Genomic DNA, 11784 nt, shown 5'->3' with positions numbered 1-11784 from the left:
CACCTCTCCGTGCCACTTCCGCGCCCGGCGTCTCGGTCGTCCACTGCTCTCAGCTACCGCTGCGGCGGGCAGCCCGGAGTCCAGAACCGACGCTCCGCCGAGCACGGCGAGTGCGAGCGAAGCCACGTGAGTCGCTCTTGGCTGTTACCGAACCGAGCGACAGGTGCCTGACCGGTGAAGTGCCAGGTCAGGCACCTTTTCGTAGGTCCCTAGAAGAACCCGAGCTTCTTCGGCGAGTAGGACACCAGAAGGTTCTTCGTCTGCTGGTAGTGGTCCAGCATCATCCGGTGGTTCTCCCGCCCGATGCCGGACTGCTTGTATCCGCCGAACGCCGCGTGCGCGGGGTAGGCGTGGTAGCAGTTCGTCCAGACGCGGCCCGCCTGGATGGCGCGGCCCGCACGGTAGGCGGTGTTCATGTCCCGGGTCCATACGCCCGCGCCGAGTCCGTACAGCGTGTCGTTCGCTGTGCTGATCGCGTCGTCGAAGTCGGAGAAGGACGTGACGGCGACGACCGGGCCGAAGATCTCCTCCTGGAAGACCCGCATCCTGTTGTCGCCCTCGAAGATCGTCGGCTGTACGTAGTATCCGCCGGCCAACTCGCCGTCGTACTCGATCCGCTGCCCGCCGGTGAGGATCTTCGCGCCCTCCTGCTGGCCGATGTCCAGATACGAGAGGATCTTCTGCAGCTGGTCGTTGGAGGCCTGTGCGCCGATCATCGTGTCCGTGTCCAGCGGGTGCCCCGGCACGATCTGCCGGGTGCGGGCGATACCCGCCTCCAGGAATTCGCTGTAGTGACCGCGCTGGATCAGCGCGCGCGACGGGCAGGTGCACACCTCGCCCTGGTTGAGCGCGAACATCGTGAAGCCTTCGAGCGCCTTGTCGCGGAAGTCGTCGTCCGCCGACCACACGTCGTCGAAGAAGATGTTCGGGGACTTGCCGCCGAGTTCGAGCGTGACCGGCTTGATGTTCTCGGAGGCGTACTGCATGATCAGCCGCCCGGTCGTGGTCTCGCCGGTGAACGCGATCTTCGCGACCCGCGGACTCGACGCCAGCGGCTTGCCCGCCTCCGAGCCGAAGCCGTTGACGATGTTGACCACACCGGCCGGCAGCAGGTCGGAGATCAGACTCATCCAGAAGTGGATGGAGGCCGGGGTCTGTTCGGCCGGCTTGAGGACCACCGCGTTCCCCGCGGCCAGAGCCGGAGCGAGCTTCCACGTCGCCATCAGGATCGGGAAGTTCCACGGAATGATCTGGCCGACCACGCCGAGCGGCTCGTGGAAGTGGTACGCCACGGTGTCGTCGTCCAGCTCGCTGAGCGTGCCCTCCTGGGCTCGCAGCGCGCCCGCGAAGTAGCGGAAGTGGTCTATGGCCAGCGGGATGTCGGCGGCCAGCGTCTCACGGACCGGCTTGCCGTTCTCCCAGCTCTCGGCGACCGCCAGCTCCTCCAGATGCGCCTCCATCCGGTCGGCGATCCGGTTGAGGACCGTCGCCCGGTCACCCGCCGCGGTCCGGCCCCAGCCGGGGGCCGCGGCGTGCGCCGCGTCCAGGGCGCGTTCGACGTCCTCGGCGGTGCCGCGGGCAATCTCGGTGAACGGCCTGCCGTTCACCGGGCTCGGGTTCTCGAAGTACTGCCCGCGGGCGGGCGGGACGAACTCCCCGCCGATCCAGTGGTCGTAGCGCGACTCGTACGAGACGATCGCGCCCTCGGTGCCTGGCGCTGCGTAACGGGTCATCTCAGTGGCCTCCCGGAATCCGCGCCGCCCGCCCTTGGACGGCGCTCGGAGCCGAGAGTAGGGACCATGACGTTGCAACCACGTTGCGAAGACGGGGGATCGCACCCCGGCCACATGGGCTGCGCCCCGGGCCACGCGGGACATCGCCCCGGCCACGTCTCCCGTCCGGGCCGGCCCACCGATCAGCCCTCGATCAGCCCTCGATCCGTTTCCGATCAGCCCGGTTGATCAGCCCTCCTTGATCATGTCGGCGCACTTCTCGCCGATCATCATGGTGGTGATGCACGGATTCACGGTCGGCAGGAACGGCATGACCGACGCGTCGGCCACTCGCAGCCCGGTCACGCCCTTCACCCGCAGCTGCGGGTCGAGCGGGGAATCCGGGTCCCCGGCCGCGCCCATCCGCACGGTGCCCGCGGGGTGGTACACGGTGTTGTGGGTCTCGCGGATGTACGAGAACAGCTCGTCGTCGGAGCGTGCGGCCGGCCCCGGCGCCAGCTCCGTGCCGGCCCATTCGGCCATCGCGGGCTGGGAGACGATCTTCCGCGCGAGCCGCAGGCCGTAGGTCATCACCCTGATGTCGTGGTCGTCGGTGAAGTAGCGCGGATCGACGCGGGGCTTGTCCCGGAAGTCGCGGGTACGCAGCCGGACCGTGCCCATCGAGCGGGCCCGGGTGACGTTCGGGGTGAGACAGAACGCGTTGTCCGTCGTCGGATAGCCCCGCCGATAGGTGTTCATGTCGAAGGGCACCGAGCCGTAGTGGAACATCAGGTCGGGCCGGTCCAGGTCCGGTTCGGTGTCGGAGAAGATGCCGATCTCCCACCACTGGGTGGAGGAGGTGACCATGGGCCGCTTCGCTTCCCACATGATCACGCCCTCCGGGTGGTCCTGAAGGTGGGATCCGACGCCGGGGGAGTCCACCCGTACGCCGATCCCGCTCTCGCGCAGGTGCCCGGCCGGTCCGATGCCCGACAGCATCAGCAGCTTCGGCGAGTCGATGGCCCCGCAGCTGACGATCACCTCGCGGCGTGCGGTCACCGAGCCGCTGTGCACCGTGTCGGGCTCCAGGTACTCCACACCGGTGCACCGCTCGTCCGCGTCGAAGAGCAGCCGCTTGGCCTGGAGCCCGGTCCGGATCTCCAGATTCGGCCGGTCCGCGAGCACCGGGTGCAGATAGGACACCGAAGCCGACGAACGCGTGCCGTCCTCACGGGCGTTGATCTGGAACCAGTGCGCCCCGCGCACCACCGTCGTCCCCGTGTTGAAGGGGGTACGGGGAATCCCGGCCTCCGCGCAGGCGTCCAGCAGCGCCGCGCCGCACGGGTCGGCCGGCGGGACGGTCCGGATGGTCACAGGACCGGAACGGCCGTGGTGGTCACCGGGCGCGTCATTGCTCTCCAGCCGTCTGTAGAGCGGAAAGCAGTCCGCCGCGCTCCAGCCCGTACAGCCCAGCGCGCCCCACTCGTCCAGGTCCTCGGCCGGTGCCCAGAAGGCGATGCAGGAGTTGTGCGACGAGCAGCCGCCCAGGACCTTGGCCCTGGCGTGCCGCATGAAGCTGTTGCCGTTCTCCTGCGGCTCCACCGGGTAGTCCCAGTCGTAGCCGGACTCCAGCAGGGCCATCCACCGGTCGAGCCGCAGCACGTTGTCGTCGCCCGCATCCGACGGACCGGCCTCCAGCACGCAGACCGTGACGGAGGGGTCCTCGCTCAGCCGGGCGGCGACGACCGCGCCCGCGGTACCGCCGCCCACCACTACGTAGTCGTACGTGCCGCGGTCGCCGGCGCGCTCGGACGTTTCCTCGGACATCGCTGCTCCAGATCAGGGGGTTCCGGCGGGGGAGAGGGGAAGAGGGGGAGGAGAGGGAGGGGGAGGTAGAGAAAGCCTCGTGGGTGGGGTGCGGCCGGGGGATTCATACGGCGGGCGGCTGCGGGTCCTCCAGGACGGCGCGGTGTGCGTCCAGCACGCCGGTCTTCTTGCGCTGGACGAACCAGTAGTACGCGAACCCGCCACCGCCGACGATGCCGATGAAGACGAACGCGCCCCACTGGAGGTACCAGTGGTGCGGGCCCGTCGCGTTGTAGACCTTGCTGCGGGGCCAGGCCAGGTTGAGCGACATGGCGAAGCCCCACAGCACCGCGAGGATGTTGATGGGCAACCCGAACCGGCCGAGCGAGAAGCGCCCTTCGGCCGGCTCCCAGGTGCCGCGCAGCCGCCGGATCAGCATCGGGGTGGTGACCAGCAGATACGCCACGTAGATCATGATGATCGCGATGCTCGTGATCACCGAGAAGATCTGCGGCTGGTTGATGTTGATCACCAGGATCACGATGCCGACGATCCCGATGATGATCGCGGGAAGGACCGGTGTCTTGAACCGCGGGCTGACCCGGGCGAGCAGGGACGACGCCGGCAGGCAGTTGTCGCGGGCCATCGCGAAGGCCAGCCGGATGCCCGCGGCGTGCACGGCCAGTTCGCAGACCGTGATCGCGACGACCACACACCACAGCACGATCTGGCCGATCGTCGAGCCGAGCGTGGAGAGCACCACGTACTGGAGACCGTCAGCGGCCAGCTTCTTCGAGGTCAGGTCGGGCACGGCCAGCAGCGCGAACAACAGGATGAGCCCGCCGAGCAGGAACGAGAAGAACAGGGCCCGCAGAATCGCCCGCGGAGCGTTCCGGCTGGGATCCACGCTCTCCTCACCGAGCGAGGACGCCGTGTCGAAGCCGTACATCACATACGCGGAGGCGAGCGAAGCGGTCAGGAACGCGCGGAAGTAGCCCAGGGTCTGCCCCGCGCCGATGCCGTGGGTTTCGGTGATCGCGGAGGGGCCCCGGGTGATGTGCGCGGCCAGCAGGATGATCAGGACGACGGCCGCGATCAGCTCGACCATGACACCGGCGGAGTTGATCCGGGCCATCAGCTTGACCCCGAAGGCGTTCACCAAGGTGGTGAAGAGGATCAGCACGCTGCCCAGCAGGACGGCGTTCTCCGCCGCGTCGGTCTTGCCGGTCCCGTCCCCGACGAACTGGAACGTCGCGGAGATCTGCGGCAGCGTGATCTGGTACGCGAGCGCCACGGCGGCCAGCGACACCATCGTGGCGGTCATCATCATCCAGCCGCCGAGCCAGCCGACGTGCGGGCCGCCGAGCTTCTTCGCCCAGTTGTAGACGGAGCCCGCCACGGGGTACCGGGCGGCCAGCTCGCAGAAGCAGAGGGCCACCATCAGCTGGCCGATGAAGACCATCGGCCAGGACCACCAGTAGGCGGGCCCGCCGAAGCTGACACCGAAGTAGAACAGCTGGAAGGTACCGGTCAGGATCGAGATGTAGCTGATCCCGGCTGCGAAGGTGTGGAAGTTGCCGAGGGTGCGCTTGAGTTCGGGCTTGTATCCGAACGCCGAGAGCGAATCGTCGTCGTCCTGGCTCTGCGTACGGGCCGCGCCCGCGGGATCCGGTGTGGTGCCCTCCCCGCCGGTACCGCCCGCTCCGGCCGAGCCGGGCCGCCTCACTCGAACCACCTCAGCGGACGCGGCGACAGGTTGCGCCACACGTGCTTGGCCTCCTGGTACTCCGCGAGACCCGCGGGGCCCAGCTCGCGGCCGAAGCCGGACTGCTTCATTCCGCCCCACTCGGCCTGCGGTACGTACGGCTGGAAGTCATTGATCCATACGGTGCCGGCCCGCAGCCGGGACGCCACCCGGTGGGCCCGGCCGACATCCTGGGACCAGACCCCTCCGGACAGTCCGTAGACCGTGTCATTGGCGAGGGCGACCGCTTCGTCCTCGTCGCTGAACCGCTCGACCGTCAGGACCGGGCCGAACGACTCGTCACGCACCACGGACATCTCCGGAGTGCACTCGTCCAGCACCGTCGGCAGGTAGTAGAAGCCGTCGTCCAGCGCCGGGTCCTCCGGCCGTGCGCCCCCGCAGCGGAGCACCGCGCCCTCGGCGAGGCCGGCCGCGACATACGCCTCGACCTTCTCGCGGTGTGCCGCCGAGATCAGCGGACCGGTACGCGCACGCTCGTCGAAGGGGCCGCCCAGCGGGATGGCCCGCGCCCCGGCCACGACGTCCTCGACGAACCGGTCGTGCAGCTCGTCCTGGACGAGCAGCCGCGCACCTGCCGAGCAGACCTGCCCGGAGTGGAGGAACACGGCGGTCAGGGCGTAGTCGACGGCGCTCTCGTACTCCGCGTCCGCGAAGACGATGTTGGGGTTCTTGCCGCCGAGCTCCAGGGCGACCTTCTTCACCGTGGGTGCCGCGGCGGCCATGATGCGGCGTCCGGTGACCAGCCCGCCGGTGAAGGACACCATGTCGACCCGCGGGTCCTCGCTGAGCGGTGCGCCGACGTCCGGACCGGTGCCCAGGACGAGGTTGGCGGCCCCGTCCGGCAGCCCGGCCTCGGTCAGCAGCCGCATCAGGAAGACAGCGGTGTGCGGCGTCAGTTCACTCGGTTTTAGGACGAACGTGTTGCCGGCGCCCAGTGCCGGCGCGACCTTCCACGCGGTCTGGAGCAGCGGATAGTTCCAGGGGGTGATCAGCGCGCACACACCGACCGGTTCGTGCACGATCCGGCTGTCGACACCCGGGTCCCCGGTGTCGACGACACGGTCGGTGCCGCCGGACGCCACCAGATTGCCGAAGTAGCGGAAGCAGTTGGCGATGTCCGCCATGTCGTACTCGCTCTCCACGAGCCGCTTCCCGGTGTCCAGGGACTCGGCGCGGGCGAGCGCGTCCTGGTCGCGTTCGATCAGGGCGGCGACCCGCAGCAGCAGCGCACCCCGCTCGGCGGCCGGGGTCGCGGGCCACGGCCCGCGGTCGAACGCCTCACGCGCCGCGGCGACCGCCGCCGAGGCGTCCCGCGCCCCGGCCTCGTCGACCGTGGCCACCAGGGTGCCGTCGGCGGGGCAGCGGATCTCGCGGAGCCCCCCGTCAGCGGCGGCCGTCCAGGTCCCGCCGATGAACAGCTCAGGCATGCGGACTCCTCGGGGTTCGGGCGACCGGCTTGCGCGCGGACGGTCCATGCGGTCGCTGTACCGACCGGCGGTGCGTTACCGACCGACGGTGCTTCACCAGCCGGTGGCGCCACCGACCGGCAGTGCTGTACGAACCGAGAGTAAGGAGCCCGGGGCGTCCGCGCAGTGCGGGCGGGGCAGCCGGGGGAAGCGGGCGCCGGTCAGGAACGCTGCCAGGTGTCCAGTTCGCGCACCCGCGACACGGCGGCCGACCGCTGCCGGTCGGGCTGCGTGGTGGCGAGCGCCCGCCAGACGGGGAGGTCGTCCTCGCCCCAGGGGCTGTACGCCCAGTCAGCGAGCAGCCCCGGATCCCCGCGTGTGATCAGCGCGTCCCGCAGCTGGTCGGCGAGACGCCGGCGCAGCCGGACCACAGCGGGCGCCCGCGATCCGGGCAGCAGGGGACCGGCGTACGCGTTCATCGCCAAGGTCACCGCCCCGGACGCCAGCAGGCGGGCCACCCCGGCGAAGTCCGTGTCGACGGGGCCGGCCAGCCGGTAGGGGCGCGACCGCAGCAGTTCCGGACCGAGCAGTCCGCGCAGCCGGAACAGCTCCGCACGCAGGGTCACAGGGGTGACCGTCTCGTCCTCGTACAGCTCGACGAGCAGCTCGTTCCCTGTGAGGCCCTCCGGGCGCTGGGCGAGCAGCGTGAGGATCTCACTGTGGCGCCGGCTGAGCTCGTACTTGCGGCCGTCCGCCACGAGCAGCGCCGCGTCCCGCCCCAGCACCGACAGCTGCACGGATCCGGCGGCGGGCGGCGGCGCGAGCAGCGCGAGCTGTGACTCGGCGGCCCGTGCGACCGCGCCGACGAAGGCCAGGCTGTGCGGATGGGCGAGCCGGTCCCCGCCGGTGATGTCCACCGCGCCCAGCAGCCGCCCGGTGCCCGGGTCGTGGACGGGCGCCGCGGCACAGGTCCACGGGTGGACGGGCCGCTGGAAGTGCTCGGCTGCGAAGACCTGGACGGGACGGTCCACGGCTATGGCGGTGCCGGGCGCGTTGGTCCCGGTGGCCGCCTCCGCCCAGCGCGCCCCGGGAACGAAGTTCATCAGGCCCGCCGCTCTGCGGGCTGTCGCGTGCCCCTCCACCCAGAGCAGCCGCCCGTGGGCGTCGCACACCGCCAGCAGATGTTCGCCGTCCATCGCGTAGGCGCCCATCAGCTCGCGGAAGAGCGGCATCACCCGGGCCAGCGGATGGCCGTCCCGGTACGCGGCGAGCCCGTCGTCGGACAGTTCGACGTGCGCCGTGCCTTCGCGGCTGACCCGTGCGCGGGCCGAGCGCCGCCAGGACTCCGCCACCACGCTCCGCACGGGGCGCTCGACCCGCCCCGCGGCCGCGAACGACTCGTACGCTCCGCGCAGCGCCCTGCGGCGCCGCGCGGGATCGGCTCCTGTTTCCAGAGCCACCCATGTGTCGGTCAACTGGCCTCCCCGGCCCCGGTGCACGGGACACTGTCCATCGTCACCCCGGCGGCGGAACGGGGCAAGCGTCCCGTCAGGCGCGGTTGACCAGCCGCAGGTACCGCACCCAGTCCCAGTGGGGGCCGGGGTCCGTGTGGTCGGTCCCCGGGACCTCGACATGTCCGATGATGTGGGTGCGGTCCTTCGGGATGGAGTAGCGGTCGCAGACGGACGCGGTGAGCGCCGCCGACTTCTCGTACAGGGCGTCGGTGAAGTACTCGGGCTTGTCCACCCAGCCCTCGTGCTCGATGCCGACGCTGCGGGTGTTGTAGTCCCAGTTCCCGGCGTGCCAGGCGATGTCGTGCTCCCGGACGCACTGGGCGATGTACCCGTCGGCCGAGCGCACCACGTAGTGCGCGGTGACCGCCTTCGCCGGAGTCCGGAAGATGGTCAGGGTGTTGGCGAAGGTCTCCTGGGTGACGTGGATGACCACCCGGTCCACCGCGTACGCCGACGGGCGCGTGGACCGCGTGTAGTTGGCGGTGGACGCGGGGGTCCAGTGGGCGGTCGGGTAGTCGGTGTCCGCCGCGCTGTCGGCGTCCGCGTGGCCCGCGGGCAGCAGGACGCCCGCGGTGGCCATGAAAGCCGCGCTCTGCAGCAGGCGTCTGCGGCTGGGACCTGATCCGTTGGGTGCCATCTGTCTCTCCTGTGGTGGGGGGGAACGTGTATCTGTGGCGGTGCGGTCGGGGTGCGGTCAGGGCCGGGGGAGTACCGCTGCGGTCTCCCTGAGATGACGGTGCAGACCACGGTGCGGTTCGCCGGCCGGCAGCCATTCCTTGCGGATCTTCGCGACACACGTGTAGTTGGTGTCGCACACGTTGGCGAGCGGGGCCTCGCCCGCCTGGGAGAGCAGTTGGTACGCGTCCAGTTCGGACAGCCCGTAGTCGCGCGCCAGCCATTGCACCAGATCGAGCTGCGAGATCCGGAACGCGTCCTCCAGCGGGCGTGCCGAACCGGTCGACATCAGGTGGGTGTCCGACTCCAGGCGGGGCCAGGGCGTCGCCACCCCCTTGAGGAGCTCGACCACGATGACGGTGTTCATGGCGCACTCCACGGCCACCCCGCAGGTCTCGCCCTCGCCCTGCCGGGCGTGTCCGTCACCGAGGCTCAGCAGCGCGCCTTCGACGTTCACCCCCAGATAGCAGGTGACGCCCGCGCGCATCTCCGGCGTGTCCATGTTCCCGCCGTGTGCGTCGGGCACCAGCGCGGAGCGCACCTCCAGATTGGCCGGGGCCACCCCGACCGTGCCGTGCATCGGGTCCATCGGCAGCGCGATCTCGATGTCGCTGTCCCGCGCGCGGAAGAGGCAGGTGCGCCGCTCCCGGTCCAGCTCCCACATCCACACGACCTCGGGCAGCGGGGGCTGCAGGGAAGCCGTCGCGTGGGTGGACGTCAGGGCGCCGAACAGCGGGACGGTCGTCGACGCGGCCCAGTCGCGGGCCGGTTCGACCGACACGAAGTGCACGGCCACCGTGTCGCCGGGCTCGGCGCCCTCGATGTGGAAGGGGCCGGTCTGCGGATTGAGGAAGGGGAACTCGCAGACCTCTGACACCAGGTCTTTCTCGGAGCGCACCCGCCCGGCGAAGCAGTCCTCGGTGAACAGGTCCAGGACGGTGCCGGGAGCGATGCGCGCCACCGGGGCCGCCCCGCCGAACGTCCAGGCGTACTCACCCTCGCCGGGCCGCACCGTCAGGATGCGCGGATCAGTCATGCGCGTAACTCTCCCGTCTCATCGGTCGTGTTGCCGGTCGCAGTACCCTTCCGGAAAAGGACCTCGTGCAGCCCGATGGCATCGCGTCGCAACCCCGGGGCTGATTCCCCGGGATGCTCCGACCTCCTGGGTCCGTCGACCGGCACGAGTCCCGCGCGCCATACCGTACGGGCAGACGCGGGAGGCGTGGAAGGGGCCGACGCGCCCGCGCGGCCCGGGAGTTGAACCGGACGGCGGGTGGGTGGGAGCGTCACTCGCGGTGCTCCTTCCCGCGCAGCAGCGTGCCCGCCTCGGAGAGTGTGGCCCCGATCCGGTGCAGAGCCGGCTCGTCCACGGCGAGCGGCGCGTACTGGGGGCCTCGCGCGGTGTCCCACCGCCGTGCGACCCCGGTGGCGTCCTCGCCGAGCAGCAGCCCCGCCGCCTGCGCCGCCGCACCCAGCGCCACCAGTTCCTTCGCCACCGGCACCTGGACGGGCCGCCCCGACAGCCGCCGTACGGTCTCCCGCCAGGCGGCTCCCTGGGCCCCGCCGCCGATCAGCAGCAGCGGGGCGCCGGGGTCCGCGTCCTCGTCCAGGACCCGGCCCAGGGCGGCGAGCAGCGCGTAGACCGCGCCGTCATAGGCGGCCTGGAGCAGTTGCCCGCCCGTCGTGTCGTGGCGCAGCCCGTACATCAGGCCTGCCGCGTGCGGCAGATGAGGGGTGCGTTCGCCGCCGAGGAAGGGCAGCACCACGGAACCGCCCCCCGTTTCGACGGCCTCCCGGTCGAGGTGGAGCAGCGCGGCGATCCGGTCCACGGCCAGGGTGCAGTTGAGGGTGCAGGCCAGCGGCAGCCAGTCACCCCGCGCGTCGGCGAATCCGGAGACCGTGCCCGAGGGGTCGACGGGGCGCTGCCGTGACACCGCGTACACCGTGCCCGAGGTGCCGAGGCTGAGCACGGGCCGGCCGGGACGCAGCCCGAGGCCGAGCGCGGCCGCGGCGTTGTCGCCGGTGCCCGGCGCCACCAGGGTGCCCGGGGCGAGCGGCAGGCCGGGCAGTGCGCGCACGGTGCCCGCTGCCTCCGACGGACCCGCGACCTCGGGCAGCAGGTCGGGGGAGAGACCGGCGAGCAGCAGGATCTCCTCGTCGTACTTCTCGGTCCTGGTGGCCCACCATCCGGTACCCGAGGCGTCGCCCCGGTCGGTCGTGCCCCGTCCGGTGAGCCGTTCGGTGAGGTAGTCGTGCGGCAGCCGGACCGCCGCCGTGGCACGGGCCGCGTCCGGTTCGTTCTCCAGCAGCCAGGCCCATTTGGTGACCGTCATGGCTGGCCCGGGCGGACCCCCGGTGCGCTCGGCCCAGGTGCCGGCGCCCAACTGCCCGATGAGGCGCTCGCTCTGCGGGGCGGAGCGGACATCGTTCCACAGCATCGCCGGGCGAACCGGCCGTCCGGCCGCGTCCAGCGTCACAAGGCCGTGCTGCTGTCCGCCGACCGCGATGGCGGCGGCCCGGCCCGCGGCAGGGCCGCACTGCTGGAGCGCGTCGGTGAGGGCCCGCCACCACTGCTCGGGATCGCTTTCGCGCGCGCCGTCGCTGCCGGTGACGGTGTGCGGGGCCTGGCCGTGTGCGACGACCTCGCCGGTCGCGGAGTCGACGACCAGCGCTTTGGTCGACTGGGTGGAGGAGTCCACGCCGATGACCAGGGGGCCTTCGGGTGCTGTCATCGATCTGCTCCGCTCTGAGGGCCGGGCGCCGGGTGGCTTTCCGGCGGCGCCCTGGATACTAATTTGTTAAGCCTCATGACGAAATGGGCCGACGGCGGGGCGGGTTCTCCCGTCGGTACGGAAGCGGGTTCTCCCGTCGGTACGGAGGGGTCTCTCCCGTCGGCGACGTGCGGA

8 protein-coding genes are annotated in these 11784 nt (G+C 71.0%); all 8 read right to left on the bottom strand.

Annotation, left to right across the window (positions count from 1 at the left end):
• Positions 1-209 precede the first annotated feature (209 nt).
• Positions 210-1733 (bottom strand): aldehyde dehydrogenase family protein, encoded by a 1524-nt coding sequence (locus OG285_RS00800; RefSeq protein WP_356832846.1) that lies wholly within the window; start codon positions 1731-1733, stop codon positions 210-212.
• A gap of 228 nt (positions 1734-1961) precedes the next feature.
• Positions 1962-3539 (bottom strand): GMC family oxidoreductase, encoded by a 1578-nt coding sequence (locus OG285_RS00795; protein ID WP_371789806.1) that lies wholly within the window; start codon positions 3537-3539, stop codon positions 1962-1964.
• 103 nt (positions 3540-3642) lie between these two features.
• Positions 3643-5244, bottom strand: a complete 1602-nt coding sequence (locus OG285_RS00790; protein WP_356832850.1) for an APC family permease — start codon at positions 5242-5244, stop codon at positions 3643-3645.
• Positions 5241-6710, bottom strand: a complete 1470-nt coding sequence (locus OG285_RS00785; RefSeq protein ID WP_371789805.1) for an aldehyde dehydrogenase family protein — start codon at positions 6708-6710, stop codon at positions 5241-5243. The genes OG285_RS00790 and OG285_RS00785 overlap by 4 nt, the downstream gene beginning before the upstream one ends.
• A 200-nt stretch (positions 6711-6910) precedes the next feature.
• The gene (locus OG285_RS00780) at positions 6911-8164 is read right to left on the bottom strand and encodes a GAF domain-containing protein (protein WP_371789804.1); all 1254 of its coding nucleotides are present in this window, start codon (positions 8162-8164) and stop codon (positions 6911-6913) included.
• A 73-nt stretch (positions 8165-8237) separates the two neighbouring features.
• Complete coding sequence (locus OG285_RS00775; protein ID WP_356832856.1) at positions 8238-8840, bottom strand: N-acetylmuramoyl-L-alanine amidase; 603 nt, start codon at positions 8838-8840, stop codon at positions 8238-8240.
• 57 nt (positions 8841-8897) lie between these two features.
• Positions 8898-9914 carry an acetamidase/formamidase family protein gene (locus OG285_RS00770; protein ID WP_371789803.1) on the bottom strand — a complete coding sequence of 339 codons (1017 nt, stop codon included), beginning with the start codon at positions 9912-9914 and terminating at the stop codon, positions 8898-8900.
• Positions 9915-10164: 250 nt separating this feature from the next.
• A complete protein-coding gene (xylB, locus tag OG285_RS00765; protein ID WP_371789802.1) occupies positions 10165-11610 on the bottom strand; it encodes a xylulokinase in 1446 nt (481 codons plus the stop codon).
• Positions 11611-11784 lie beyond the last annotated feature (174 nt).

Source organism: Streptomyces sp. NBC_01471, assembly GCF_041438865.1.
Taxonomy (GTDB): Bacteria; Actinomycetota; Actinomycetes; order Streptomycetales; family Streptomycetaceae; genus Streptomyces.
This window is presented reverse-complemented; position numbering and strand designations above follow the sequence as displayed.

Bases quoted from the DNA above. Each gene is read 5' to 3' on its own strand.
- xylB (WP_371789802.1), bottom strand. From the start codon at position 11,610: ATGACAGCACCCGAAGGCCCCCTGGTCATCGGCGTGGACTCCTCCACC.
- OG285_RS00800 (WP_356832846.1), bottom strand. From the start codon at position 1,733: ATGACCCGTTACGCAGCGCCAGGCACCGAGGGCGCGATCGTCTCGTAC.
- OG285_RS00795 (WP_371789806.1), bottom strand. From the start codon at position 3,539: ATGTCCGAGGAAACGTCCGAGCGCGCCGGCGACCGCGGCACGTACGAC.
- OG285_RS00770 (WP_371789803.1), bottom strand. From the start codon at position 9,914: ATGACTGATCCGCGCATCCTGACGGTGCGGCCCGGCGAGGGTGAGTAC.
- OG285_RS00785 (WP_371789805.1), bottom strand. From the start codon at position 6,710: ATGCCTGAGCTGTTCATCGGCGGGACCTGGACGGCCGCCGCTGACGGG.
- OG285_RS00775 (WP_356832856.1), bottom strand. From the start codon at position 8,840: ATGGCACCCAACGGATCAGGTCCCAGCCGCAGACGCCTGCTGCAGAGC.